This window comes from Exiguobacterium sp. BRG2 (genome assembly GCF_031844245.1).
Lineage (GTDB): Bacteria > Bacillota > Bacilli > Exiguobacteriales > Exiguobacteriaceae > Exiguobacterium_A.
In genome coordinates, this window is sequence record NZ_JAUZUW010000013.1 from 43256 (window position 1) to 70072 (window position 26817).

General features: G+C 48.2%; 25 protein-coding genes. 8 read left to right on the forward strand and 17 right to left on the reverse strand.

The window, feature by feature from the left end; translation table 11 throughout:
• Positions 1-5 precede the first annotated feature (5 nt).
• The 9 genes from dnaB to Q9R23_RS14440 form a co-directional block, all read right to left on the reverse strand.
• Positions 6-1358 carry a replicative DNA helicase gene (gene dnaB, locus Q9R23_RS14400; protein ID WP_023469846.1) on the reverse strand — a complete coding sequence of 451 codons (1353 nt, stop codon included), beginning with the start codon at positions 1356-1358 and terminating at the stop codon, positions 6-8.
• A 19-nt stretch (positions 1359-1377) separates the two neighbouring features.
• Positions 1378-1821, reverse strand: a complete 444-nt coding sequence (gene rplI, locus Q9R23_RS14405) for a 50S ribosomal protein L9 (RefSeq protein WP_023469847.1) — start codon at positions 1819-1821, stop codon at positions 1378-1380.
• On the reverse strand, positions 1818-3803 hold the full coding sequence (locus tag Q9R23_RS14410) for a DHH family phosphoesterase (protein ID WP_311247355.1): 1986 nt from the start codon (positions 3801-3803) through the stop codon (positions 1818-1820). Before Q9R23_RS14410 ends, rplI begins: the two co-directional genes overlap by 4 nt.
• A 134-nt stretch (positions 3804-3937) precedes the next feature.
• A complete protein-coding gene (gene rpsR, locus Q9R23_RS14415) occupies positions 3938-4168 on the reverse strand; it encodes a 30S ribosomal protein S18 (RefSeq protein ID WP_023469849.1) in 231 nt (76 codons plus the stop codon).
• A 44-nt stretch (positions 4169-4212) separates the two neighbouring features.
• The gene (gene ssb, locus Q9R23_RS14420; protein ID WP_023469850.1) at positions 4213-4731 is read right to left on the reverse strand and encodes a single-stranded DNA-binding protein; all 519 of its coding nucleotides are present in this window, start codon (positions 4729-4731) and stop codon (positions 4213-4215) included.
• A 23-nt stretch (positions 4732-4754) separates the two neighbouring features.
• Positions 4755-5042, reverse strand: a complete 288-nt coding sequence (gene rpsF, locus Q9R23_RS14425) for a 30S ribosomal protein S6 (protein ID WP_058704734.1) — start codon at positions 5040-5042, stop codon at positions 4755-4757.
• A 120-nt stretch (positions 5043-5162) separates the two neighbouring features.
• Complete coding sequence (ychF, locus tag Q9R23_RS14430; RefSeq protein ID WP_214856537.1) at positions 5163-6263, reverse strand: redox-regulated ATPase YchF; 1101 nt, start codon at positions 6261-6263, stop codon at positions 5163-5165.
• Positions 6264-6492: 229 nt separating this feature from the next.
• Positions 6493-6681, reverse strand: a complete 189-nt coding sequence (locus Q9R23_RS14435; protein ID WP_023469853.1) for a DUF951 domain-containing protein — start codon at positions 6679-6681, stop codon at positions 6493-6495.
• Positions 6653-7582, reverse strand: coding sequence for a mechanosensitive ion channel family protein (locus Q9R23_RS14440; RefSeq protein WP_311247356.1), 930 nt, complete (start codon positions 7580-7582; stop codon positions 6653-6655). Before Q9R23_RS14440 ends, Q9R23_RS14435 begins: the two co-directional genes overlap by 29 nt.
• Positions 7583-7764: 182 nt before the next feature.
• On the opposite strand from Q9R23_RS14440, the gene yyaC reads away from it, so the two are divergent.
• Entirely contained in the window at positions 7765-8382 is a 618-nt protein-coding gene (yyaC, locus tag Q9R23_RS14445; RefSeq protein ID WP_311247357.1) for a spore protease YyaC, read from the forward strand.
• Positions 8383-8419: 37 nt separating this feature from the next.
• On the opposite strand, the gene Q9R23_RS14450 is transcribed toward yyaC, so the two are convergent.
• From Q9R23_RS14450 to rpmH, 8 genes are all read right to left on the reverse strand, one after another.
• The gene (locus tag Q9R23_RS14450; protein WP_311247358.1) at positions 8420-9184 is read right to left on the reverse strand and encodes a ParB/RepB/Spo0J family partition protein; all 765 of its coding nucleotides are present in this window, start codon (positions 9182-9184) and stop codon (positions 8420-8422) included.
• A 38-nt stretch (positions 9185-9222) separates the two neighbouring features.
• On the reverse strand, positions 9223-10056 hold the full coding sequence (noc, locus tag Q9R23_RS14455; protein WP_311247359.1) for a nucleoid occlusion protein: 834 nt from the start codon (positions 10054-10056) through the stop codon (positions 9223-9225).
• 48 nt (positions 10057-10104) lie between these two features.
• Positions 10105-10821: a 16S rRNA (guanine(527)-N(7))-methyltransferase RsmG gene (rsmG, locus tag Q9R23_RS14460; protein WP_023469858.1), complete on the reverse strand. Its 717-nt coding sequence runs from the start codon at positions 10819-10821 to the stop codon at positions 10105-10107.
• A 5-nt stretch (positions 10822-10826) separates the two neighbouring features.
• A complete protein-coding gene (mnmG, locus tag Q9R23_RS14465) occupies positions 10827-12716 on the reverse strand; it encodes a tRNA uridine-5-carboxymethylaminomethyl(34) synthesis enzyme MnmG (protein WP_311247360.1) in 1890 nt (629 codons plus the stop codon).
• 43 nt (positions 12717-12759) lie between these two features.
• Positions 12760-14142, reverse strand: coding sequence for a tRNA uridine-5-carboxymethylaminomethyl(34) synthesis GTPase MnmE (mnmE, locus tag Q9R23_RS14470; protein ID WP_290755946.1), 1383 nt, complete (start codon positions 14140-14142; stop codon positions 12760-12762).
• 147 nt (positions 14143-14289) lie between these two features.
• Complete coding sequence (yidC, locus tag Q9R23_RS14475; protein ID WP_214856531.1) at positions 14290-15144, reverse strand: membrane protein insertase YidC; 855 nt, start codon at positions 15142-15144, stop codon at positions 14290-14292.
• Positions 15145-15248: 104 nt separating this feature from the next.
• Positions 15249-15599, reverse strand: coding sequence for a ribonuclease P protein component (gene rnpA, locus Q9R23_RS14480; protein WP_023469862.1), 351 nt, complete (start codon positions 15597-15599; stop codon positions 15249-15251).
• A 165-nt stretch (positions 15600-15764) separates the two neighbouring features.
• Positions 15765-15899 carry a 50S ribosomal protein L34 gene (gene rpmH, locus Q9R23_RS14485; RefSeq protein WP_012371910.1) on the reverse strand — a complete coding sequence of 45 codons (135 nt, stop codon included), beginning with the start codon at positions 15897-15899 and terminating at the stop codon, positions 15765-15767.
• A gap of 737 nt (positions 15900-16636) precedes the next feature.
• Between rpmH and dnaA the strand changes: the two genes are divergently transcribed.
• The 7 genes from dnaA to Q9R23_RS14520 all read left to right on the forward strand — a co-directional run bounded on the left by dnaA (position 16637) and on the right by Q9R23_RS14520 (position 26589).
• Positions 16637-18028, forward strand: coding sequence for a chromosomal replication initiator protein DnaA (gene dnaA / locus Q9R23_RS14490; RefSeq protein ID WP_056064610.1), 1392 nt, complete (start codon positions 16637-16639; stop codon positions 18026-18028).
• Positions 18029-18219: 191 nt separating this feature from the next.
• Positions 18220-19353, forward strand: a complete 1134-nt coding sequence (gene dnaN / locus Q9R23_RS14495) for a DNA polymerase III subunit beta (RefSeq protein ID WP_023469864.1) — start codon at positions 18220-18222, stop codon at positions 19351-19353.
• A 162-nt stretch (positions 19354-19515) separates the two neighbouring features.
• Positions 19516-19737 carry a S4 domain-containing protein YaaA gene (gene yaaA, locus Q9R23_RS14500; RefSeq protein WP_023469865.1) on the forward strand — a complete coding sequence of 74 codons (222 nt, stop codon included), beginning with the start codon at positions 19516-19518 and terminating at the stop codon, positions 19735-19737.
• A 1-nt stretch (position 19738) separates the two neighbouring features.
• Positions 19739-20893 carry a DNA replication/repair protein RecF gene (gene recF, locus Q9R23_RS14505; protein WP_214856529.1) on the forward strand — a complete coding sequence of 385 codons (1155 nt, stop codon included), beginning with the start codon at positions 19739-19741 and terminating at the stop codon, positions 20891-20893.
• Between the two features lie 10 nt (positions 20894-20903).
• Entirely contained in the window at positions 20904-22817 is a 1914-nt protein-coding gene (gyrB, locus tag Q9R23_RS14510; protein WP_214856610.1) for a DNA topoisomerase (ATP-hydrolyzing) subunit B, read from the forward strand.
• Positions 22818-22844: 27 nt separating this feature from the next.
• On the forward strand, positions 22845-25457 hold the full coding sequence (gyrA, locus tag Q9R23_RS14515; RefSeq protein WP_214856528.1) for a DNA gyrase subunit A: 2613 nt from the start codon (positions 22845-22847) through the stop codon (positions 25455-25457).
• 88 nt (positions 25458-25545) lie between these two features.
• Positions 25546-26589, forward strand: coding sequence for an HD-GYP domain-containing protein (locus Q9R23_RS14520; RefSeq protein ID WP_214856527.1), 1044 nt, complete (start codon positions 25546-25548; stop codon positions 26587-26589).
• The last annotated feature ends 228 nt before the right edge of the window (positions 26590-26817 follow it).

The following is a 26817-nucleotide window of genomic DNA, read 5'->3' on the forward strand; positions in this document are numbered from 1 at the left end:
TTGGATTAAGCAGGTGGCGCGTACGAGTTACTTGGCTCAAGATCCACGAACTTGTTGAATTCTTTTCGGAAGGCGAGCTTGACGGTACCGGTTGGACCATTCCGCTGTTTCGCGATGATGATCTCAATCGTATTCGCATCTTCCGTTTCTTTATTGTAGTAATCATCACGGTACAAGAAGGCGACGATATCGGCATCTTGCTCGATCGCTCCCGATTCCCGGATATCCGACATCATCGGTCGCTTATCTTGACGACTCTCCACCCCACGCGAGAGCTGCGATAAGGCGATGACGGGGACTTCGAGTTCACGCGCGAGTGATTTCAAGGAACGGGAAATTTCCGAGACCTCTTGTTGACGGTTGTCGCTTGAGCGACCATTCCCTTGAATCAGCTGCAAGTAATCGATCATGATCATCCCAAGACCATGCTCCTGCTTCAAACGACGGCACTTCGCCCGGATATCGTTGACCCGAATACCCGGTGTATCGTCGATGTAGATACCAGCTTGAGACAGGTTACTCATCGCAAGCGATAACTTGCCCCAGTCCTCTTCCTCGAGTTGACCGGTTCGCAGACGCTGCGCGTCGACGTTTCCTTCGGCACAGAGCATCCGCATGACGAGCTGCTCGGCACCCATCTCAAGACTAAAGATGGCGACGTTCTCGTCAGCACGTGTCGCGACGTTTTGCGAGATGTTCAAGGCGAACGCCGTCTTCCCGACCGACGGACGTGCTGCGACGATGATTAAATCGTTGCGCTGAAAGCCGGCCGTCATCTTATCGAGATCCTGGAAACCGGTCGGAATCCCCGTCGTCTCGCCGCTTTGCTTATGCAATTTATCAATCGTTGCATAGGCACTCGTCAAGACGTCTGAGATCGGAATGAAGCTCGCGCTTCCTTTTCCTTGTGATACTTCGAGAATCTTCCGTTCTGCCTCGTTCAGCAGGACATCGACCTCATTTTGCCGTTCGTATCCATCAGTGACGATCTCACCTGCCGTCCGAATGAGACGCCGGAGCGTCGACTTCTGATCAACGACGTTGACGTAATAATTGATGTTGGCTGCAGTTGGTACACCTTCCGCCAGTTCCGCTAGATAGGGTAGACCACCGATCTCATCTAAGATCCCAAGCGTGCTGAGCTCGGCTGTCACCGTGACGAGGTCGATCGCTTCGCCTCGGTCGGACAACACGAGCATTGCTTCAAAGATCCGTTGGTGAGAGGCACGGTAAAAGTCCTGCGGTAACAGACGTTCTGATGCACTGATCAAACGATCCGCATCAATCATGATCGCCCCTAGGACGGCTTGTTCTGCCTCGATGCTTTGGGGAGGCATATTTTGCATGACTTCACTCATCACCGGTCCCCTTTTCTACTCACGCCTCTTTGACCTGAACGTTCAATGTCGCGGTCACTTCGTTGTGTAACTTCAATGGTACTTTCGTAAAGCCGAGTGCCTTGATCGGGTGCTCGAGCTCGATTTTGCGTTTATCGATCTTGTAACCCATGCTCTTGAGTGCTTCTGCGATCTGTTTGCTTGTGACCGAACCGAAGACACGACCGCCTTCACCGGCTTTCGTCGAGACGACGATCGTCTCTTTTTCGATTTTTTCTTTTAACGCTTGCGCATCAAGCAAGTTCTGTTTTGCTTCTTCTGCTGCTTTACGTTCGTGTGCTTCATGTTGCTTCAAGTTTCCAGTTGTTGCAGGGCGCGCCAACTTTTTCTTGAAGAGTACGTTATTTGCATAAGCATCGGCCACGTCTTTGACGTCTCCTGCTTTCCCTTGTCCTTTTACATCCTGTAAGAAAATAACCTTCATTCTGATTCCTCTCCTTTTGTCTCATCTTCTAAATATTGATCGATTGCTTTACGCAACTCATCCGCCACGGTGACGACTGATTCTGACATCTGTGTCGCCGCGTTCGTCAAGTGACCGCCGCCACCGAGCTTTTCCATGATCAACTGAACGTTGACATCCCCAAGCGAACGGGCGCTAATCGCCGTTCGTCCGTCTTGAAGTTCCGCGATGACGAAAGCGGCGCGAATGCCTCGAAGCGATAACAATTGATCGGCTGCTTGCGCGACCAAGACTTGATCGTGAATGACGCCAGGTTCTGCTGTCGCAATCGCCATCCCTTCCGTATAGACCTCGGATCGCTCGAGGATATGTGACTGCTCGACGTACGTCTCAAGATCCTGACTGAGGAACTCTTGTACGAGCACTGTGTCAGCACCTTGTGAGCGTAAATAGGATGCAGCATCGAACGTCCGAGAACCGGTCCGCAGGGCAAAGCCTTTCGTATCGACGATGATCCCAGCGAGTAACGCCGTCGCTTCAAGCATCGCCAGTTTCTGATTCGTCGGTTGATACTCGATCAGCTCGGTGACGAGCTCCGACGTCGAAGAAGCATACGGCTCAAGATATACGAGAACCGCATCTTCGATGAAATCTTCCCCCCGACGGTGATGATCAATCACGACCATATGCTCGAACCGATCGAGCAAGGCCGGTACGACAACAAGCGATGGTTTGTGTGTATCGACGACGACGAGTAACGTCTGATCGTCGATCAATTGATCGGCTTGAAACGCATTGACGAACCGTGTCTCGAGTTGTGGTACTTCAGCGATCTCATCCATCATCCGGCGAATCCCGCGTCCGATTTCTTCCGGTGGTAAGACGATATGTGCTTCCTTATCGTTCATTTCCGCAAGCTTCAAAATGCCGATTGCTGATCCGAGTGCATCCATGTCTGGATTCTTGTGACCCATGATCAGGACACGGCTCGATTCCTGCATTAAGTCACGAAGCGAGTTAGCGATGACCCGGGCCCGGACGCGCGTCCGTTTTTCCGTCGGATTCGTCTTACCACCGTAAAAGCGGACCTTCCCATCGCGTTTGATGACGACTTGGTCGCCACCTCGTCCCAGCGCAAGATCGAGACTCGACTGAGCCATCTGACCAAGCGCCGGAATCGGGTCACTTCCGCAACCAATTCCGATAGATAACGTCAACTGGACGCCGCGTTGACTCGTCTCTTCCCGAACCGTATCCAGAATCGTAAACTTCGATCGTTCGAGAATCCGTAGATTCTCTTCTGTCGTGACGATGAAATACCGATCGGACGCGGTCCGTTTAATATACGTCCCGTGTTCCGCTGCCCAGTGATTCAACAATTGGGTGACCCGGCTGTTCAGTTCACTGCGTAACTGATCCTCGATGCCTTGTGTCATTTCATCGTAGTTATCAAGATAGATGACACCGATGACCGTCTGATTATCGACGAGTTGTTGTTCGACTTGTGCTTCTTCCGTCATATCGAACAGGTAAAAGGTCCGGTTCTCATGATTTGAAAAGACACGATACACGGCATCGCCGATTTCAAGCGTCGCTTGATCCTCATTCGTCGCGACCATTTCGATGAATAAGGGATCGAGCTCATTGAGCGTCTGTCCCATTGCTACATCATCAAAGATATCCCGCATCGGATCATTGAACCAGGTGACAAGTGTTTCCTCATCGTATAATAAAATTCCGATCGGCATGTTCGTCAACGCATCTTGTCCCGTCTCCTCGACCTGCATCGAGATTCCGGCGACATACGTCTCCCATGCCCTACGTGCACGACGTTTTTCGTATAGGTGCAATCCGAAGAGGAGGGCAGTCACGACGGCTCCGATGGCAGAGATGATCGGTTCGCGTACAGCGACGACGAGAAGTAGACCGACGATTAATAGATACGGAATGAAGCGAACGATACGTCGTTCGCGTTCCGGTGATACTTGTTGACCTGACTCCATCGTGTCCTCCTTATATGCTCTATAGGGTTCATTAAAATTTTTAGTAACTTGTTTATTATAACCGAAAAGCAGGAGGTGATGAAAGAGAAGCGAAAAAAAGCACCACCCTCACGCATGAGGATGGTGCTACGAAATCAGTCAGCCACGTATGGGATTAAAGCCATTTGACGTGCGCGTTTGATTGCGATTGTAAGTGGACGTTGGTATTTCGCTGAAGTACCAGTCACACGACGTGGAAGAATCTTACCGCGTTCCGAAATGAAACGTTTGAGAAGTTCTACGTCTTTATAATCGATATGAGTGATGTGGTTCGACGTGAAGTAACATACTTTACGACGACGTTTTCCACCTGGACGACGTGCCATGTGATTAACCTCCTTTTTAACTTGGATTTTTCAGGACGATTTCCTTAGAACGGGAGATCGTCGTCTGAAAGGTCGATCGAACTACCGCCGCTGAACGGATCAGCGCCGAAGCCCGAATTCGATGAAGCGGGTGCTGGCGAGGAAGAGTTGTTCTGCTGTTGCTGTGAACCCCATCCTGCAGCATTCCCGTTTCCACCAGTAGATGAAGCGTAGCCTTCGCTACCATCCGAAGAACGGCTCGCGTTACGTGACTCAAGGAAGCGAACGCTATCCGCGACGACTTCCGCACGGTAACGGCGTTGCCCTTCTTTATCGTCGTAGCTGCTAATCTGGAGGCGACCCTCTACACCAGCAAGACTACCTTTCTTCAAATACTGAGCAACGTTCTCTGCTTGCTTGCGCCAAACGACGCAATCGATGAAATCAGCTTCTCGCTTCCCATCTTGCCCTGTGAAAGGACGGTCACATGCGAGTGTGAATCGCGTTACCGCAATCCCGCTCTGCGTATAACGCATTTCCGGGTCACGAGTTAACCGACCGACTAAAACGACGCGGTTAATCATCAGAATCACTCTCCTGTTTCAGCTTATTTCTCGTCTTTTGTGATCATTAAGCGAACGATATCGTCACTGATCTTCATGAGACGGTCAAGTTCTTTTGTAGCTGCTGGTTCAGCAGTCACGTTAAGAAGAACGTAGAACCCTTCACGCATATCATTGATTTCGTAAGCGAAACGACGTTTACCCATTTCAGTTGTTTTATCAACTGTACCACCGTTATCAGTGAGGACTTTGTTAAAACGCTCCACTGTTGCTTTGCGTGCTTCCTCATCAAGTTCCGGACGGATGATGTAAAGTACTTCGTATTTACGCATATCTGTCACCTCCTCTTGGACTGGCGGCTCGAATGTTCGAGCAAGGAGCAATAATTCATTACTCACATTCGTTAATACTACCAAAGTATTTTGCTTTATGCAATAACGATTCGTTTTCGATTAGACGTTGAAGCGGAATGTGACGACATCGCCGTCTTGGAAGACATATTCCTTACCTTCAGAACGGTAACGACCTTGTTCCTTAACTGTCGCCATGTTACCTGCAGCTGCTAAATCTTCATACGCAACGACTTCTGCACGGATGAACCCGCGTTCGAAGTCCGAGTGGATGACACCCGCACATTGTGGGGCTTTCATGCCTTTTTTAAACGTCCAAGCGCGTACTTCTTTTTCACCTGCTGTGAAGTATGTCGCAAGACCAAGTGTGCTGTACGCCGCATGGATCAATTGATCAAGACCTGACTCTTCGATTCCGAGATCGACGAGGAACTCTTGGCGTTCTTCTGGCTCAAGCTCCGCAATCTCTTCTTCGATGCGCGCACAGATGACGATGACTTCTGCGCCTTCCTTTGCTGCGAACTCACGGACGAGACGCACGTTCTCATTGCTGTCTGCATCTGCGACTTCATCTTCGCCGACGTTTGCGACGTAGAGCATTGGTTTCATCGTCAACAATTGGAAGTGTTTGACGATGGCTGCTTGATCTTCGTTCAATTCAGCGAGACGTGCTGGTTTCTCATCTTCGAGCAACGCTTGCACGATTTCAAGTGCTTCAAGCTCAGCCGCTGCGTTTTTATCGCGCGACTTGACTTGTTTTTGGACACGCTGAATCCGTTTTTCGACCTGCTCAAGGTCTGCGAGGATCAATTCGAGGTTGATCGTCTCGATATCATCGATCGGTGAGACTTTTCCGGCCACGTGTGTGATGTTTTCATCTACGAAACAACGCACGACCTGACAGATCGCATCTACTTCACGAATGTTCGCGAGGAATTTATTTCCGAGCCCTTCCCCTTTAGACGCACCTTTTACGATACCGGCGATATCCGTGAATTCGAATGCTGTCGGGATCGTCTTTTTCGGATTGACGAGTTCTGTCAATTTCCGAAGACGTGCATCTGGTACTTCAACCACACCGACGTTCGGGTCGATCGTTGCGAACGGATAGTTCGCTGCCTCGACACCTGCTTGTGTGATGGCGTTAAAAAGTGTTGATTTTCCTACGTTTGGTAAGCCAACGATTCCTGCTGTTAATCCCACTTGGAATTCCTCCTTTTCGGTATTTCCTAGGAAATCCGTGCTAGCGGCCGCAGTGGGTAGAATGATTACACCACGTCAGCACATCTTTCACAATTATAGATAGTTCAATTTTTTTAAGCAAGGAGCTCGACCGTCTTTTTTAATCACGCTCTAACCGAACACAATCACTTCGCTTATGAAAGACAACGAAAAAGCGGATGTGATCACGAGAATCACATCCGCTTTTTCGTCACTCTGGTAAGACTTTTTTCAATCGTTTATCAAAATCACGACGTGGCATTAAAATGCTCGCCCCGCAACCTTGACATTTGATTCGGATATCCATGCCGACCCGAATGATCTGCCATCGGTTCGTTCCACATGGATGCTGCTTCTTCATCTCAACATAATCATGGAGTTGATACGTTTTTGGAATCATCCGTCTGTCCACCATTCTTTTGTTCTGGATTCATCATGACCATCCGTGGATACGGGATCTTGATGTTTTCTTCTTCGAGTCCTTGTTTCAATTCCTTCCGGATCAGACGACCAGCTTGGAAATGTTGCATCGGTGGTACTTCTGCCATCAAACGATAGACGACTTCTGAAGGACCAAGTGTCTGAACACCGAGCATCTGAATCGGCTCGACGAACATATCGACATACTTCTTCGTCGTACGGTCTGCAATCTCATGCAAAACTTGTTCAACGTGTTCAAGATCCTCATCATAAGAGACTTGGACATCGACGAGTGCGAAACTGTTGTCGACCGAATAGTTCGTGACTTGCAAAATCTGACCGTTCGGGATGATGTGGATTTCCCCGTTGAGTCCTTTGAGTTTTGTCGTCCGGATACCAAGTTCCGTCACGACGCCTTCGATTACACCGACGCGTACATAATCTCCGACTTTAAACTGACGTTCGAAGATGATGAACGCTCCGGTAATGATATCTTGCACCAAGTTCTTCGCACCAAACGAAATCGCGAGACCGGCGATTCCGGCACTGGCGACGAGACCGGTGATGTTGATTCCGAACTGACTAAGCACTGTCAACAACATGATGATTCCAAGTACGTAACGAATCGCATTTTGAAGCAACTTCAACAGCGTCTCGTTCTGTCGTTGCGCCAAGTAATCATGTTCATTGATTTTCCTGATCGTAAAGAGACGTGAGACTGCCCCAGTCAAAACGCGCGTCAACACATAGAACGCCGCGATGATGATGAGCGCAATCAGTAGTTTCATCCCAAAACGAATCCACATATCCGCATCCATTACTTGGTTGATCAATTTATCGACTTGGGCGACGGATTCTTGTACATCTTGATTGGTAGCCATTCTCTCATCCTTTCTTATTCTCTCTATTACGACAGTATACGTGATTTTAATCGAGTTTCAACCAAAGAGCCGATTTTGACGTTAGATTTCTGGAAAAACCGGGAAAGGAAAATCATCTAAGAACCCTTCACTCTTGCCAATCCACCACGACACCGACATCAAGAGAAGAAAGGATGATTCCGATGAACTTCCGCTTTCATTCGCACGAGCCCAAACCCTATTCTTTCTTTTTAGAATATACGGAACCGTTCGCGAAAGAACGCTTAGCTGAACAATTATTCGAACAAGTCTCTGCCGTCCAAGAAAAACGTCCGATCGTACTTGTCTGCATTGGTTCTGATCGTTCGACAGGTGACTCACTCGGTCCACTCGTTGGGACATTCCTCGAGAAACAAGCGCCTGCTCATCTTCACGTCTACGGTACACTCGCTAAACCCGTCCATGCACTGAATCTCGCTGAAACCATTCACTCGATCCAAACGACACATTACCGTCCACTCGTCATCGCGATCGATGCGTGTCTCGGTCGCCTTTCAAGTGTCGGGCATGTCTTTTTCTCGGAAGGTCCACTCGCACCCGGCGCCGGCGTCCAAAAAGAATTGCCTGCGGTCGGTGACTTCAACATTAAGGCTGTCGTCAACGTCAGTGGATTCATGGAGATGATGATTCTCCAGAACACACGGTTACACCTTGTTTATGAACTAGCGGAACTCGTCGCGAACAGTTTCCATATGCTCGATGCGAAACTTTCCGCTGAATCCACACGAACGACGATTTCTTTCACGCCGCGTTCAATGTAAGCAAAAAGAAGCGAACCGTCGCCCGGATCGCTTCTTTTTAGTGATCCGATTCAGGTAACAACAAGTCGAGCAACCGGTTAAGGTCGTCTTCGTCTGTAAAATCGATCTCGAGTTTCCCTGCTTGTTTTCCTTGTTTAATCCGTACCGTCGCCCCGTATTTTTCGCGAAGTGATTCCTCGACGAATTGAACAGCGGTCGCTTGTTGCGGACGGGCGGCTTCCTTTCGCTCCCGAAGCGCCTGCTCTAACCGACGGACGTTCCAGTTCTCCGCCATGACCCGTTCTGCCATCTGTTCGATCTTCTTTGGATGTTTCAGCGACAGGAGCGCGCGGGCATGTCCCATCGACAACCGTTCGTCCATGACCGCTTGTTGAACGAGCAATGGCAACTGCAACAGTCGAAGGCTGTTCGTAATGTGCGAACGACTTTTCCCGACACGCTGTGCAAGCTCTGCTTGCGTAATGCCGAATTCCTCGATCATCTCCGCATATGCCATCGCTTCTTCAATTGCAGATAAGTCTGCTCGTTGGATGTTTTCGATCAAGGCGAGCTCCATGACGCGTGTCTCGTCTGCTTCAATCACGAGGACCGGTACACGTTCGAATCCTGCGCGACTCGCCGCCTGATAGCGCCGCTCACCGGCGATGATTTCGTAATAGCCATCTCGTGGTCGGACGACGATCGGTTGGATCATCCCGTGACGAACGAGCGATTGGGCTAACTCTTCTAATGCTTTTTCATTGAATCGTTTCCGAGGTTGAGTCGGATTCGGACGAATCGCCCGAACAGGTAATTCATTCACGTGCTTTCTCTCCTAAACGTAGCGGAAGGCACGACCGCTTATTCCGGACGTGCCTTCACGATGCGAATTCGCACCTCTACATATTCTTCGCAATCGACTTCTTCTTTTTCGATCGTCAATCCAGTCTGCTCGATCATATCGACGGAATCCCGCAAGGTGTTTAACGCGATTCGTGTATCTCGTGCAAAGCTCTTATGACGTTTTTTCTTCGGTGGCTGTGGTGTCATCAATCGTTCCACCCGGCGCTCCGTCTCCTTGACGTTCCATTCCCGTTCCAGGATTTCAGCGAGTACCGTTACTTGTAGCGCTTCATCCTTAAGCGGCAATAACGCACGGGCATGACGCTCCGTGATCGTCCGTTGCTTCAATGCTTCCCGGACATCCGTTGGCAATCGAAGCAAACGTAATTTGTTGGCAATCGTCGATTGACTACGTCCGAGCTTACGGGCTAATACTTCTTGCGTGATCTCTTGTAACGCAAGCAAGCGCTCATAGGCTTCCGCTTCTTCGATTGGTGTCAAATCTTCGCGTTGCAGATTTTCAATCAATGCCAAGGAAGCAGTCGTCTCGTCCGTCATCTCTTTGACGATGGCAGGAATCGTTTCCCAGCCAAGCGAGCGCACTGCTCGGTACCGTCGTTCTCCGGCAATGATTTCGTATCCTGTTCCTTGTTTTCGAACGACGATCGGCTGGAGTAACCCGTGCTCTTCGATCGTAACCGCTAGTTCTTCAATTCGGTCCCCGTCAAACACAGTCCGTGGTTGGAACTGGTTCGCGACAAGTTCTGTCAATGGTAATTCCTGAACCGTCTCTTGTGGGTCAAGCTCGATCGTAGCAGGTTTACCGAGCAGTTTGGCAATTGCATTTCTCACGTTGGCGCACCTCACCTTTATCAGTCATCGTTTCACGTGAAACGGTGTTTAGCTTAATGGATCTTTCGCAGGCGTTCCCGCTTTACGCGGATATTTCCCGGGTGTTGTTCGTTTTTTATCTACAATAACGATATTACGCTCACTTTCCTCGCCTGGCAATTGGAACTGGAAACTTTCCCGTAAATTCCCACCGAGTACTTTCAAGGCAATCGCACCATCCTCAAGCTCTTCACTGACTTTTGCCGCCTTCAAGGCAACGAATTGTCCTCCGACTTTCGCAAGTGGTAGGCAATATTCCGCGAGAACGGACATCCGGGCAACCGCACGTGCGGTCACGACGTCAAACCGTTCGCGGAATTGTTTATTTTTACCGAACTCTTCTGCGCGTCCATGATGGAACGCGACACCTTCGAGTCCGAGTTCCGTCGCCAAATGATTCAGGAAGCCGATTCGTTTATTGAGTGAATCGACGATCGTCACTTGAAGGTGCGGGAACATGATCTTGATCGGCAGACTCGGGAAACCGGCGCCCGCTCCGACATCACAAACCGTCGTGACCGTCGTGAAATCAAAATAGAACGCTGCTGTGATCGAGTCATAGAAGTGCTTTAAATAGACATCTTCTTCATCGGTGATCGCCGTCAGGTTCATCTTTTCATTCCACTCGACGAGCAGTTCATAATACCGCTTGAATTGATGCAACTGATGTTCTGAGACCTCAAGTCCCTGTGCTGCCAATGCTGTTACGAATTGCTGTTGGTTCATCTCGTTCACTCCGCAGTCAATGCGTATTGGCCTTGTTCGATATAGACAAGCAGGATCGAGATATCAGACGGGTTAACCCCTGAAATCCGGGATGCTTGTCCGATCGAGAGCGGACGCACTTGGTTTAGTTTTTGTTTCGCTTCAATCGCTAATCCACTGATCGCATCGTAATCGAGACGATCCGGAATCCGTTTTTGCTCCATCCTCATCATTTTTTCGACTTGATCGAGTTGTTTATCGATGTAGCCGGCATATTTGACTTGGATTTCGACTTGTTCTGCTGCTTCTGCAGACAATGGTGTTTCCGGTGGTGTCATCTGCGCGATCATCGCATATGTGATTTCCGGGCGTTTCAGCAACGTGATCGCATGCAAGGCTTCCTTGAGTGGTGACGCACCGATGGCTTCAAGCTGTGCATTCACGTCCGGTGTCGCTTTGATGACGACCTTCTCAAGACGTTTCATCTCAAGACGGATTTGCTCTTGTTTTTCGAGTAGCTTCGCTTGGCGTTCTTCCGAGATCAATCCGAGTTCATGTCCGATTTCCGACAGACGAAGATCCGCATTATCATGACGGAGCAACAAGCGGTACTCGGCACGTGACGTCAAGAGGCGGTACGGTTCGTTCGTACCTTTCGTGACGAGATCATCGATCATGACACCGATATAGCCTTGTGAACGTGACAAGATGAGTGGTTCTTTGCCTTGAACTTGTAGTCCGGCATTGATCCCTGCCATGATCCCTTGTCCCGCTGCTTCCTCATAACCACTTGTTCCATTGATTTGACCCGCTGTGAATAAACCAGGAACCCGCTTTGTCTCGAGCGTTGGCCAGAGTTGTGTCGGAACGACGGCATCGTACTCAATCGCGTAACCGGGACGCATCATTTCTGAATGCTCAAGCCCAGGAATCGAGCGGAGAATATCATGTTGAACGTCTTCCGGTAAACTTGTCGATAATCCTTGGACATAGACTTCTTCCGTATCGCGACCTTCTGGCTCAAGGAAGATTTGGTGACGCGGTTTATCGTTGAACCGGACGACCTTATCTTCGATCGATGGACAATAACGGGGACCTGTCCCTTTAATCATCCCAGAGAACATCGGGGAACGGTGTAGGTTCGCATCGATCAACTGATGCGTATACTCCGTCGTATACGTCAACCAGCATGGGATCTGTTCCGTGATCATCTGAGTCGTTTCATGACTAAATGGAAGCGCTACTTCGTCACCTGGTTGGATCTCCGTCTTCGAATAATCGATCGTTTTCCCATCGATGCGCGGTGGTGTACCTGTCTTGAAACGTGCGAGCTCAAATCCGAGTTCTTCAAGATGTTTCGATAGATTGATCGATGGCATCTGATTGTTCGGACCACTCTCGTACGACAATTCACCGATGATAATTTTCCCGCGCATGAACGTTCCGGTCGTGATGATGACCGCTTTCGCCCGGTACTCCGCCCCTGTATTCGTGACGACACCGACGCAACGTCCGTCTTCATCGATCAACAACCGTTCGACGAGCGCTTGACGCAAGAGAAGATTCGGCTCATCCTCAAGCGCTTTTTTCATCCGGTTTTGGTATTCGAATTTATCCGCCTGTGCCCGGAGTGCACGCACGGCAGGTCCTTTTGACGTGTTTAACATTTTCATTTGAATATACGTTGCATCGATCGCGCGTGCCATTTCACCACCGAGCGCATCGATTTCCCGGACGACGATCCCTTTTGCAGGACCACCGATCGACGGGTTGCAATACATGAATCCAACCATGTCGGGATTCATTGTCAACATGACCGTTTTCGAGCCCATTCGTGCCGCAGCAAGAGAGGCTTCGATGCCGGCATGTCCGGCTCCGACGACGATGACGTCGAATTCACCTGCTTGATAAGCCATAGTACTGGTTCCTCCTTCTTATTCCACACGCAGTCGTCTTGGATTATTTCCCGAGACAAAACTGCGAAAACAACTGATCCAATAAACTATCCTGTGCTGTATCTCCATTGATTTCGCCGAGCGTGTCCCATGCCCGTCGTAAATCGATCTGTACCATATCGATCGGCATCGCTGCTTCTGCTGCACCGAGGGCATCTTCAATCATTTGACTCGCGCGTTTGATCAGCTGGATGTGTCGTGCATTCGAGACGTACGTCATATCTTGGCTCTCGACACCCTGTTCAAAGAACAGACTCGCAATCGCCGCTTCAAGATCGTTGACGCCTGCTTCTTCGAGCAAGGACGTCGTAACGATCGGTCGACCATCGGCAAGCTCCGTGACACGCGCTAAGTCAATCTGTTGCGCCAAGTCACTCTTGTTGACGATGATGATTGCGTTCATCCCTTTAATCGCTTCAAACAGCAAGACATCCTCATCCGTCAGGACATCGTTCCCGTTGAGGACGAGTAAGATCAAATCGGCCGTCTTTAAAGCCTGGCGTGATTTTTCGACACCCATCCGTTCGACGATATCTTCCGTCTCTCGAATCCCTGCCGTATCAATCAACTTTAGTGGTACACCACGAACATTGACGTACTCCTCGATCGTATCGCGTGTCGTTCCCGCGATATCCGTGACGATAGCCTTCGCTTCTTGCACCAATGTGTTGAGCAAAGACGATTTACCGACGTTCGGACGACCGATGATTGCTGTGGATAACCCTTCACGAAGGATTTTTCCTTGGCGTGCCGTTGTTAATAACTCTGCTAGAATCGCGCGGACAGCACCCGCGTCACGTTCGACGATCTGTTGTGTCATCTCTTCTGCATCATATTCCGGGTAATCGATGTTGACTTCGATCGCAGCAATCGTCTGCAACAGTTGTTGACGTAAGTCTTGGACGAGTTTTGAGAGACGCCCTTCAATTTGACTGACGGCGACATGCATCGCTCGATCCGTCTTCGCGCGGATCAGATCCATGACAGCTTCCGCCTGCGACAAATCGATTCGTCCGTTCAAGAACGCGCGTTTCGTGAATTCACCCGGTTCCGCTAATCGGACTTCCGGTTGTGCGAGGATGAGTTCGAGGACACGATTGACCGCGACGACTCCTCCATGACAATTCAATTCGATGACATCTTCACGTGTGAACGTCTTTGGTGCGCGCATGACACTCACCATTACTTCATCGACGACACGGTCCGCCTCGTGATCGACCAATTTCCCGTAATGAATCGTATGGGTTGGTACTTCCGTCAAGCGGTTGGTTCCTTTATAGACGCGGTCGGCTACAGTGACTGCATCAGGACCTGATAAGCGCACGATCGCAATCGCCCCTTCTCCCATCGGCGTCGAAATCGCGGCAATCGTATCAAATTCCATCATCCGTTCTTCCACCTCGTTTTTCTTCTGTCTTTTTATGAGTATTTAATCCTTAATCGTTGCAATGGGTATAACGAAACAACTATACACGAAATGACGCAAAAGAAAAAGAGCGACACTCTGTCAAAACAAAGCATCGCTCTTCACGTATTAGCGTTTCTTTTTCGATTTTTTAGGAGCCGGTGCTGCTTGTGCCGCTTCTTTTTCACGTTTAGCAGCCATTGCCGCTTCCGTCTGCAACTTAATCTTTTCACGCATTGGTTTCATGATGACGATCGTGACGATGATCGAGAAGATGTAACCGACGACCCAGTAAAGCGAAAGGGCAGAAGGGAGTGTGACCCCCATGATGAAGATCATGATCGGGAAGACGTAGAGCATGATTTTCATTTGTGGGTTGTCTTCTTGACCTGCCATCGAGATCTTTTGTTGCAGATACGTCAGTACCGCAGACATGATCGGCAAGATGAAGAATGGATCCGGTTTACCAAGGTCGAACCAGAGGAATGTGTGTTGGAAAATAGCCGGTGTATAAATGATGGCGTTATAGAACGCGATCAAGATCGGCATTTGGATCAAGATCGGTAAACAGCCTGCGAGTGGATTGACGTTGTGCTCTTGGTAGAGCTTCATCATTTCCTGTTGCAATTTCTGTTGCGTCTCTTGGTCTTTTGAGCTGTATTTCTCACGAAGCTTCATCATTTCAGGTTGAATGACTTGCATTCCACCCATACTCTTCGTTTGTTTGATCATCAATGGAAGGATGACAAGACGAACGAGAAGTGTCGTAATGATGATTCCGATACCGTAATCACCGCTAAAGAACTGTGAAATCTCACGAATCAACCACGCCATCGGCCAAACGAAGTAATGTTTCCAAAAACCTTCTGTGTCTGCTGTGATCGGTTCACCAGTACCATACGAACTAGGTGTACAGCCGGATAACACGATCGCGAGCACGGACATGAGTCCGAGAGTTAACCAAATCTTAGTTCTCTTGTTCATAATTCCTCCTAGAAATTGTTTACGCTTTGTCGAACGCCATCTTCTTCTATAGTAAGGCAAGGAAAGGGAGCGCCGTACAAATCAACAGGATACATTGCTACGATTCATTTTTTTGATCGCATCCAGACACCGGAACGTTTAAGCACGTGACGGAGACTGTCAGCCACTTCTTGCGCGGTCATCTTCGCGGCCGGATTGCGCGCGATGATCACCAAATCATAATTCGGGGCAATCGAGGCTTCATGCTGCTGGCATGCTTCCCGAAGATACCGTTTCACCTGATTCCGGACGACGGCATTCCCGATTTTCTTACTGACGGATAAACCAACCCGAAAGTGAGTCTGTTGCTCCTTTTTCAAGGCATACACGACAAATTGCCGATTTGCGACAGAGGCTCCTTTAGTAAACACCGCTTGGAACTCCTTGTCTTTCTTGACGCGGTATTCCTTCTTCACCTTATTCACACTCCATCCTGACACTACGAAAATTCGTCGTCTCTCATCATATCATAGAATAAACATGCGACGCGATAGGGCGCATGTGACAAAAGCACGAACACACGAAAAAACATAAAAAAAATCACCTCGGATCATGCCCGAAGTGATGGATGCATCAATGCATTAGACAGTCAAGGCTTTGCGGCCCTTAAGACGGCGAGCAGCCAAGATACGGCGGCCACTCTTCGTAGCCATACGCGCACGGAATCCGTGAACTTTTTTACGCTTACGGTTGTTTGGGTTGAAAGTTGGTTTCATTCGTCTGCACCTCCTTTAAAAGATCTTTATAACCAATTGTTATTTTCTACTTTAAGGCAGTCTTGTACATTATATAAACTGATTGTGGCATTGTCAATGAAAGTTCAGAAGATTTCTTGTCCTGCTTAAGGGATTTCTGGTTTGAAAACAGGCGATAGGATTCGACTGCGCAAACTCTATTACGCGATAGAATGCGTGTGGATCATGGAGGGGATGTTTGTAGACTTATCCACCTATCCACAGACTTATCCACATTATCCACACTTTCCGTGGATAACTCTTCACTTTGTCTACGATAGTATTTTTTAAAATCGACGTCAATCCTCGATTTTGGATTTCCTTTTTCCACTTCTTTTGTGCTTTGTGAATAACTCTTTTTTAACGCTTCCTCTTTCAAAAAGTTATCCACCTCTTATCCACAATTTATCCACACTATCCACAGCTTGTGGGTAACTACCTGTGGACGATTGAATTTACTTGTGGATAAATCATTCCAACCATTGCCAGAGCTCATTTCTTTTGATACACTAATTGTGCATAACACGATCCTGATTGCTTAGGACCAAACAAGTTATACACACCCTGTGGATAACTTTATACACAGATTCAACTGCCTGTGGATAACGTTATCCACAGTTTTTACGTTATGGGGATAAGTCGAGTTTCTTCATTAACTTTGTCTGTGTATAAGCCTGTGTACAAATTTTTTCTATCTTGATAAAAAAAGGGGGGTATTTATGAAAAACGCTGCCGAACTTTGGCATAATGTCTTATCTGTGATTGAGGAAGAGGAACGAACACCGAAAGCCAGTTATGATATGTGGTTGAAGTCCACAGAAGGCGTTACGCTAAATGGAACGACTTTACTCGTTTCAGCACCGGCTGCATTTACGGTGACGTGGCTTGAGCGCCAGTACTTATCTTTACTTGAAGACACAGTTGAGGAAGTAACCGGAAGCCGACTCGATATTCAGTTCATTGAAGAGGGACAAGCGAAGAAAATGCTCGATCGACAAGAAGAGGAACGGATCGAAGCAACACCGGCTCCGAAATCGCGTCCATTGAACACGCGCAAACCGACAGATGAACTGACGATGAGTGAACTTGGACAATTGAATGAGAAGTACACGTTCGATACATTTGTCATCGGATCGGGGAACCGTTTTGCACACGCCGCTTCACTGGCTGTTGCTGAAGCACCTGCTAAAGCATATAATCCGCTTTTCATCTACGGTGGCGTTGGTCTTGGCAAAACCCATCTGATGCATGCCATCGGACAGTACGTTCAAGATCAAAATCTTGGGACACGGATTGCCTATGTCTCTTCTGAACGCTTTACGAATGACTTTATTAACTCCATCCGTGATAATAAGACGGTTGAGTTTCGAAATAAATACCGTAACATCGATGTCCTCTTAATTGATGACATCCAGTTCCTTGCGGGCAAAGAACAGACGCAAGAAGAGTTTTTCCACACATTTAATGCACTGCATAACGATCAAAAACAAATCATCATCTCAAGCGATCGACCACCAAAAGAGATTCCAACGCTTGAAGATCGGCTCCGTTCTCGTTTTGAATGGGGATTGATTACCGACATCACGCCACCGGATCTCGAGACACGGATTGCGATCTTACGGAAAAAGGCGAATGCTGAACAGCTTGATGTCTCAAACGAAGTCATGCTCTACATCGCGAGTCAAATTGATACGAATATCCGTGAGCTCGAAGGAGCGTTGACGCGTGTCATCGCTTATGCGAATCTCGTCGGACGACCGATTGATCCAAATGTCGCTGCAGAAGCCTTGCATAACATCATGCCAGTCGCCGAACCGCGTAAAGTCACGATTCGTGACATCCAGGAGTCGGTCAGTAAGCATTTCAACTTGCCGTTTGATGATCTTAAGGCGAAGAAACGGACGAAATCGATTGCCTTTCCACGTCAAATCGCGATGTATCTTTCGCGTGAGATGACGGAAAGCTCATTACCGAAGATTGGGGAGGAATTTGGAGGACGCGACCATACGACCGTCATCCATGCCCATGAAAAGATCAGTATGTTGATCAAATCAGACGGTGAAACAGGAAAAGTCATCGAACAAATCAAGCATGAGTTAAAGCATTCGTAAAACTGTGGATAAACATGTGGATAAAGTAGGGTGGTTATCCACAACTTATCCACACCGTTTTTGGCTCTATATCAAGTTATCCACCGACTTATCCACACTATCCACAGCCCCTAAGACTATTATTAAAAAAATATATTATTATGTTATGATGGGCGCATGCCCATTATTTTCGAGAGGAGTCTAACGACGATATGCATATCACCATTCAACGCGAAGCTTTAATTCAAGCAGTACAAGATGTAGCCAAAGCGGTCTCATCCCGCACGACGATTCCGATTCTGACAGGGATCAAACTCGAAGCTCATGGAGATGGCATGACGCTGACAGGAAGCGATACAGAAATCTCGATTGAACGGACGATCTATGCAGAAGAGAACGGAACGTCTTATGTCACGGTCCACCGTGCTGGTAGTGTCGTCTTGAATGCTCGCTTCTTCGGCGATATCGTCAAAAAGATGCCAAAAGACGAAGTGACACTTGAAGTCTCACCGAACTTCATGACACGGATTCAGTCAGGAACAGCGGAATTCCATTTGAACGGTCTTGATCCAGATGAGTTCCCACGTCTTCCACAAGTCGATGGGGGACAACGTTTCCGTTTACCGGCTGATCTCTTACGGTCGATGATTCGTCAAACAAGCTTTGCTGTCGCTGTTCAAGAAACACGTCCTGTTCTCACAGGTGTGAACTTCTCAGCCGACAAAGGTATCTTGACGTGTGTCTCAACGGATAGTCACCGTTTAGCCCTTCGTCGTGCTCAGTTTGAGACAGATACGGATATCTCGTTCCAGAACGTCATCGTTCCTGGTAAGAGCTTAAATGAATTATCGAAGTTACTTGGGGATGGTCATGTGGATATTACGATCACGAACCAACAAATCTTGTTCAAGATGAAACACGTTCTCTTCTTCTCGCGTCTACTTGACGGAAACTATCCGGATACATCACGTTTGATTCCAGAAGAGTACCGGACAGCTGTCCGCATGAACGCGAAAGAATTGCTCCAAGCGATCGATCGCGCGTCACTGCTCGCACGTGAGGACCGTAACAACGTCATCAAGTTTGCAGCTGAAGGAACGACAGCGGTCGAGATTTCTTCGCATTCACCAGAAGTCGGGAAAGTCTCGGAGCAAGTCAGCATCCTTTCGCTTGAAGGCGAAGAACTGAAAATCTCGTTCAACTCGAAGTACATGATGGATGCCTTAAAGGCGCTTGACGCGACAGATATCGAAATCCAGTTCACGGGTTCGATTCGTCCATTCATCTTGCATCCAGTTGATCAAGATAACGTCTTGCAACTGATTCTTCCAGTCCGGACGGCGTAAGCATCAACATAAAACACGTGACAAGACGGGTTCGATCGTTTCGACATCGGACCCGTCTTTTTCGTATACCGTATATACGTTCGGGAATTTTGCTAAATCGTTCAATATTTAGTACAATAAAGAGTACGTCATTTATAATATGTAGGTAGGAGGAGTCAATCCATGCAAGAAATCAGAATTACAACGGAATATGTCACATTAGGGCAGTTCCTGAAACTGTCGGATATCATCTCAAGCGGAGGGCAAGCCAAACCGTTTTTAGCAGAGGTGCCAATTCTAGTCAACGGCGAAGTCGATCAGCGACGTGGTCGTAAATTACGGGATGGAGACATCATTGATGTAGAAGACTACGGTCAGTTCATCATCAAGAACGAGGGTAACTAACGTGCGGCTGGATTCAGTCCGACTCAGTCATTATCGCAACTATGACGCACTCGAACTGTCATTCTCCGAAAAGACGAATGTTCTGATCGGTGAAAATGCACAAGGGAAGACGAACTTATTGGAAGCGATCTATGTTCTCGCTCTCGCGAAGTCTCACCGGACGACACATGACAAGGAACTGATTGGTTGGGACCAGGAGACGGCGCGCGTCGAAGGACGTGTCGTCAAACGAACAGGTTCTCATGTCCAGGAGATCGTCATCTCGGGTCGCGGGAAAAAAGCAAAACTAAATCATCTAGAGCAACGACGCTTGAGTGATTATGTCGGGGCACTGAACATCGTTTTATTCGCCCCGGAAGATTTGCATATCGTCAAAGGCAGTCCACAAGTCCGCCGGCGGTTTCTCGATATGGAGATCGGTCAAGTCAGCCCGGTCTATTTGCATGAATTGAGTCAGTATCTGAAAGTGTTGAAGCAACGCAACGCATTGCTGAAACAACTGTCCATGAAGGGAGGAGACGAGACCTTCCTTGATATCTTGACGGAGCAAATGATTACGCTAGCCGTTAAAATCGTTCAGCGCCGCCATCATTTCATGGCCCAACTCGAAAAGTGGGCACGACCGATTCATGACGGAATTAGTCGTGGACAGGAAGAACTCGCGCTCATCTATCGTTCGGACACATTTGGCAATGAATTACTCGATGTCGAAGGAATGACTGCGTCCTACACGCAGAAGTTTGGTAAAATAAAAGAAAATGAAATCCGAAGAGGAGTTACGTTGTTTGGACCACATCGCGATGACTTTGAGATGGAAGTCAATGGACGAAACGTCCAAACGTATGGTTCACAAGGACAACAACGAACAGCAGCCCTCTCGTTAAAACTTGCAGAGATCGAATTGATTCACGAGGAAGTCGGAGAGTATCCACTTCTTCTACTCGACGATGTCTTATCCGAGCTTGATGATCATCGTCAAACACATTTGCTCGATACGATGCAACAAAAGGTCCAGACGATCCTGACGACGACAAGCGTCGATGGGATTGCGCATGAAACGATCAACCAAGCGAAGTTGTTCCACGTGAAACAAGGGACGGTCGATTTGGAAGAGACATCATATAAAGAAACAGTAGGTGAGAAAACCGATGAGTAATCATGAAGATATGGAATTGGAACAAGGATACGGTGCCGATCAGATTCAAGTTCTTGAAGGATTAGAAGCAGTACGTAAACGTCCAGGGATGTATATCGGCTCGACGGCATCAAAAGGTCTCCATCACCTCGTATGGGAGATCGTCGATAACTCGATCGATGAGGCGCTCGCAGGATACTGTGACACGATCAAAGTCACGATCGAACCAGGGAACTCGATCTTAGTCGAGGATAACGGACGCGGTATTCCAGTCGACATTCAAGAGAAGATGGGTCGTCCTGCCGTTGAGGTCATCCTGACAGTCCTCCACGCCGGTGGTAAATTCGGCGGCGGCGGATATAAAGTATCGGGTGGATTACACGGTGTTGGGGCCTCAGTCGTTAACGCCCTGTCGACGAAACTTGAAGTATTCGTCAAACGGAATGAAAAGCTGTATTACCAAGCGTACCATCGCGGTGTACCAGCGCAAGACCTCGAAGTGATTGGAACATCAGAAGAGACCGGAACGACGATTCGTTTCTTCCCAGACGGTGAGATTTTCCAAGAAACGCTCGAGTATGACTACGATTTGCTAGCGACACGCCTGCGGGAACTTGCTTTCTTAAACAAAGGCTTGAAGATCATCATCACGGACGATCGTGCGGATGAGCCGATGACGCGTAGTTTCCACTACGAAGGTGGGATTAAATCTTACGTCGAACACTTAAACCGTTCAAAAGAAGTCGTTCACGCAGAACCTGTCTACGTACACGGCACAAAAGACGGCATCGAAGTCGAAGTTGCACTTCAGTACAACGATGGATTTGCGTCAAACATCTACTCGTTCACGAACAACATCCCGACGCATGAGGGTGGTACGCACGAGACCGGCTTCAAGACAGCTTTGACACGCGTCATCAATGATTACGCGAAAAAGTTCGGTCTGATGAAGGATGCAGACGGTACACTGTCCGGTGAAGACGTACGGGAAGGGATGACAGCGATCGTTTCCGTCAAGCACCCGAACCCGCAGTTCGAAGGACAGACGAAGACGAAACTCGGGAATTCCGACGCACGTACGGTCACGGATTCGCTCTTCTCTGGTGCATTTGAGCAATTCATGCTTGAAAATCCGACGAACGCACGCGCAATCGTCGAAAAAGGGATGATGGCGTCGCGCGCCCGGATGGCAGCGAAACGCGCACGTGAATTGACACGCCGTAAAGGTGTTCTTGAAGTCAGCTCGCTTCCAGGTAAACTGGCCGACTGTTCGTCACGTGATGCGTCGATTTCCGAATTGTATATCGTTGAGGGTGACTCAGCGGGTGGTTCTGCGAAATCCGGACGTGATCGTCATTTCCAAGCAATCTTACCGATTCGCGGTAAAATCTTGAACGTTGAGAAAGCACGTCTTGATAAGATTCTTGGAAGCGATGAGATTCGGACGATCATCACGGCACTCGGGACAAGTATTGGTTCTGAGTTCAATATCGAGAAGGCACGCTACCACAAAGTCATCATCATGACCGATGCCGATGTCGATGGTGCCCACATCCGGACACTCTTGTTGACGTTCTTCTACCGTTACATGCGTCCGCTTGTCGAGCATGGATACGTCTATATCGCTCAGCCACCGCTATACGGAATCAAACAAGGGAAGAACATCACGTACGTGCACAACGAACGTGAATTGACAGAGGCGCTTGCAGCGCTTCCTGAAAACGCACGGTACGATATTCAGCGCTACAAAGGTCTTGGAGAGATGGATCCAGAGCAGCTTTGGGAAACGACGATGGATCCAAGTGGTCGTCAAATGTTGCGTGTCGAGCTTCAAGATGCGATCGAAGCGGATGAAGTCTTCGATATCTTGATGGGAGATCAGGTCAAACCACGACGCGACTTCATTCAATCTCACGCACATTACGTCAAGAACCTGGATATTTAACGCTGAACAGAGAGGGTGGCCAGAAGCATGTCCGAACAAAATCACGGAATCATCAAGGATATTAATATCAGTCAAGAGATGCGTACGTCCTTCATGGACTACGCGATGAGCGTCATCGTCGCACGTGCTCTTCCGGACGTACGGGACGGTTTAAAACCCGGACACCGCCGGATTCTCTATGCGATGAACGACCTCGGTATTCGTGCCGATAAACCACATAAAAAGTCTGCCCGTATCGTCGGGGAAGTCATCGGTAAGTATCACCCGCACGGGGATTCTGCCGTCTATGACACGATGGTCCGCATGGCGCAAGATTTCAGCTATCGTTATGAACTCGTCGATGGACACGGAAACTTCGGTTCAGTCGATGGAGACTCGGCGGCTGCGATGCGATATACGGAAGCTCGTATGTCAAAAATCGCAATGGAAATCGTTCGCGATATCAACAAAAACACAGTTGACTTCAAAGATAACTACGATGGTTCGGAACGCGAACCGGAAGTCTTACCGTCGCGCTTCCCGAACTTGCTCGTCAACGGTTCAAGCGGGATCGCGGTCGGGATGGCAACAAACATTCCGCCGCATCAGTTAGGTGAGGTCATCGATGGTGTCTTAGCACTGTCTCACGATCCCGAAATCACGATTCAAGAATTGATGCAGCACATTCCGGGACCTGATTTCCCAACGGCTGGTGAAATTCTTGGTCGTAGCGGGATTCGTCGCGCATATGAAACAGGACGTGGCTCCATCATCGTCCGTGCGAAAGCAGAAATCGAACAGACGAAAAAAGACCGCGAACGGATCATCGTGACGGAGTTGCCTTATCAGGTCAACAAAGCCCGCCTCGTTGAAAAGATTGCCGATCTCGTCCGCGAGAAAAAAATCGAAGGCATCACCGATTTACGGGATGAGTCAGATCGCCGCGGTATGCGGATCGTCATGGAAGTCCGTCGTGATGCGAATGCAAGTGTCATCTTAAACAACTTGTATAAACAGACGTCGATGCAAACGACGTTTGGTGTCAACATGCTTGCGATCGTCGGAGGGCGTCCGAAAACATTGACGCTTAAAGAAATGCTCTATCATTACCTCGAGCATCAAAAAGAAATCGTTCGTCGTCGGACACAGTTCGATCTCGAAAAAGCAGAAGCACGTGAACACTTGCTCGCTGGTCTACGGATTGCGCTTGATCATTTGGATGAAGTCATTCAAATCATTCGCGGGAACCGGACAGCGGACGCAGCACGTGAACAGTTGATGGAGCGTTTTGCGTTATCTGAGAAACAATCACAAGCGATTCTCGATATGCGCTTACAACGCCTGACAGGTCTTGAGCGGGAAAAAATTGAAGCAGAGTATGACGAAATCATGCAATTGATCGCGGAACTGAACCGCATCCTTGCGAGTGAAGAAGTCTTGCTTGATTTGATCCGGACAGAACTCGAGGAGTTGAAGGAACGTTTCAACGACGAGCGTCGGACGGAAATCCGGATGGATCATATCGAATTCGAAGATGAAGACTTGATTCCGGAACAAGATATCATCATCACGTTGACAAGCAGTGGTTATATCAAACGGATGACGACGGATTCGTACCGGACACAGCGCCGCGGTGGACGTGGCGTTCAAGGAATCGGAACGAACGACGAGGATTACGTTACGCGTCTCTTATCTTGTTCGACGCATGATACGATTCTATTCTTTACGAACCGCGGGAAAGTCTACCGGATTCGTGGATACGAAGTACCGGAGATGAGCCGGACATCAAAAGGTGTGCCGATCATCAACCTCATCCAAATTGAACGCGATGAAAAGGTCGAGACGATGATTCCAGTCAACTTCAAACGTTATCTTGAGGAGCAACAAGCAACTGAAGCACCTGTCGAGGTGGTTGAAGGAGAGATTGAAGAGACGGAAGAAGCGCTCGAAACGGAAGAAGTCGTTCAAGATGAGCAAAAATCATTGATCTTCATGACACGTAAAGGACGCGTCAAACGTTCACCGTTGTCCGCATATGCCCGGATCAACAAAAATGGTTTGATTGCGATTCGGTTGTTTGAAGACGATGAATTGACATCTGTTCGTCTTGCATCGACGGATGATGAAGTCTTTGCTGTTTCAACAAGCGGGAAAGCGATTCGTTTCCCAATCACGAATGTCCGCTCGATGGGACGTGGTGCTCGTGGTGTCAAAGCGATGACGTTACGCCCAGACGATTTCGTCGTCGGGATGGAACTTGCACGTGATGCACAAGATGTTCTGGTTATTACGGAAAAAGGATTCGGTAAACGAACACCGATGACCGAGTTCCGTAGTCAATCGCGTGGTGGGAAAGGATTGATCGCGAGTAAGGTAACAGATCGCGTCGGTCAAATCGTTGCCATGCGAATCGTTGATGTCGATGATGACATCATGATCATGACAGAGAGCGGCATCGTTATTCGGACAGACTCGCAATACATTTCACGTGTCGGCCGCAACACCCAAGGGGTGAAGGTCATTCGAATTGAAGAAGGTGACCGTGTTGCAACGGTTGCGAAACTGAAACGAGAAGAAACCGATGAAACGGAAGAAGATACGGATCTTGTATCAGAAGAGAATGTAGTCGAATCGGATACTTCAGAAGAAGTGGAGGAGTAAGCAAGACGTTAGTAAGGAAGCAGCAGAGTGATACCACTCTGCTGCTTTTATCTACATATATAGAAAGAAGAGAAAGGAACGAAGCGATATGCGAGTGGCAAGTGATCAATTACGCATCGGGGATCGTTTAACCGAATCGATCTACTTACATACAGATCATCCGATCGTAGAAGCAGGGAAAAAAATTGGAACCGACGAGTTACGACGAATCCAACGGTTTTTGATTAAAGAAGTCACCATCGAGGATCGTCCTGATCTTGTCGAAGGTGAAAAGACACAGATTGAAACAGTGGCTGCGCAGATAGAACATCCTTTTGAAGAGTTCATTCGCTCCTATAATAAAGTCTTCATGTCATGGGAACAGGGGATGAAGCCAAATGTGTATGAAGCTTTGAGCTGGGTCAAACAGTCCGTCCCGGAACAAATTACGAGACAAGATGTTCTGCCATTCTTCCTTGAACGGGGAACGGAAGCTTACACTGTGCGACATGCCATTTATCGAGGAGCAGTTGCCCAAATGCTTGCTGAAGCAGTCAGAAAAGAACGGAAAATGATCCATGAGCTGTGGACGGCATCTTATTTTGCGGATTACGGACTAGCGCGGATCATGGAATGGCGTCACACGAAACGTTATGAAGCGATGCAACAAGAAATTTTTCAACGTCACCCGGCAATGGCATATCAAGTCTTGCAAAAGGAGACGATTATCTCTGACACGGTAAATCGTTTGATTGTTCAACATCATGAACGTTTAGATGGATCTGGTTATCCTCTAAAGGTAAAAGGTGATAAGATTGCAGATCATGCTCGATTGTTCATTGTAGCGGATGTTTTTGCTGCAATGACAAGTTGGCGCCCATACCGGGAAGCGTATACGCCGTTTGACGCATATCGTCATTTAAAAGCGCGACCGATGCAATATTGTTCAAAATATGTATTATTGCTTGGACAGTTACTTCTACCGATTGAAGTCGGTGATCGCGTATTGATGAGTAATGGGAAGATTGCAACAATCGCTCAAAAGAATCCAGTCTTTGATCGTCCTGTCATTTCTTATGAAGACCAGGGAAGAATGATCACCGTTGATTTAATGGAAGAACGACAGCATAGCATCATTCAATTGATGGATTGATAAGGAATAAGTAGCCTCTTGAGCCGAATTCGTAAGGTTCAAGAGGTTTGTTCATGATTTTAAAAATAATTTCAAAATAAGTGTTGCTCAATAATAAAACGCATGATATATTATTACATGTCCTTAACAAAGACAAGCGCTTGAAACAAACGAAAAAACAATTTCAAAAAAGTTGTTGACTTCTTGTTTCAGACTTGGTATTCTAATTGAGTCGCCAAAACGGGCGCG

Bases quoted from the DNA above. Each gene is read 5' to 3' on its own strand.
- rpsF (WP_058704734.1), bottom strand. From the start codon at position 5,042: ATGCGTAAATACGAAGTACTTTACATCATCCGTCCGGAACTTGATGAG.
- mnmG (WP_311247360.1), bottom strand. From the start codon at position 12,716: ATGGCTTATCAAGCAGGTGAATTCGACGTCATCGTCGTCGGAGCCGGA.
- dnaN (WP_023469864.1), top strand. From the start codon at position 18,220: ATGCATATCACCATTCAACGCGAAGCTTTAATTCAAGCAGTACAAGAT.
- ssb (WP_023469850.1), bottom strand. From the start codon at position 4,731: ATGATTAACCGCGTCGTTTTAGTCGGTCGGTTAACTCGTGACCCGGAA.
- dnaA (WP_056064610.1), top strand. From the start codon at position 16,637: ATGAAAAACGCTGCCGAACTTTGGCATAATGTCTTATCTGTGATTGAG.
- Q9R23_RS14440 (WP_311247356.1), bottom strand. From the start codon at position 7,582: ATGGCTACCAATCAAGATGTACAAGAATCCGTCGCCCAAGTCGATAAA.
- rpsR (WP_023469849.1), bottom strand. From the start codon at position 4,168: ATGGCACGTCGTCCAGGTGGAAAACGTCGTCGTAAAGTATGTTACTTC.
- yidC (WP_214856531.1), bottom strand. From the start codon at position 15,144: ATGAACAAGAGAACTAAGATTTGGTTAACTCTCGGACTCATGTCCGTG.
- rsmG (WP_023469858.1), bottom strand. From the start codon at position 10,821: ATGAACCAACAGCAATTCGTAACAGCATTGGCAGCACAGGGACTTGAG.
- mnmE (WP_290755946.1), bottom strand. From the start codon at position 14,142: ATGATGGAATTTGATACGATTGCCGCGATTTCGACGCCGATGGGAGAA.
- gyrB (WP_214856610.1), top strand. From the start codon at position 20,904: ATGGAATTGGAACAAGGATACGGTGCCGATCAGATTCAAGTTCTTGAA.
- gyrA (WP_214856528.1), top strand. From the start codon at position 22,845: ATGTCCGAACAAAATCACGGAATCATCAAGGATATTAATATCAGTCAA.
- rplI (WP_023469847.1), bottom strand. From the start codon at position 1,821: ATGAAGGTTATTTTCTTACAGGATGTAAAAGGACAAGGGAAAGCAGGA.
- dnaB (WP_023469846.1), bottom strand. From the start codon at position 1,358: ATGAGTGAAGTCATGCAAAATATGCCTCCCCAAAGCATCGAGGCAGAA.
- rpmH (WP_012371910.1), bottom strand. From the start codon at position 15,899: ATGAAACCAACTTTCAACCCAAACAACCGTAAGCGTAAAAAAGTTCAC.
- Q9R23_RS14435 (WP_023469853.1), bottom strand. From the start codon at position 6,681: ATGATTCCAAAAACGTATCAACTCCATGATTATGTTGAGATGAAGAAG.
- yaaA (WP_023469865.1), top strand. From the start codon at position 19,516: ATGCAAGAAATCAGAATTACAACGGAATATGTCACATTAGGGCAGTTC.
- Q9R23_RS14520 (WP_214856527.1), top strand. From the start codon at position 25,546: ATGCGAGTGGCAAGTGATCAATTACGCATCGGGGATCGTTTAACCGAA.
- Q9R23_RS14410 (WP_311247355.1), bottom strand. From the start codon at position 3,803: ATGGAGTCAGGTCAACAAGTATCACCGGAACGCGAACGACGTATCGTT.
- yyaC (WP_311247357.1), top strand. From the start codon at position 7,765: ATGAACTTCCGCTTTCATTCGCACGAGCCCAAACCCTATTCTTTCTTT.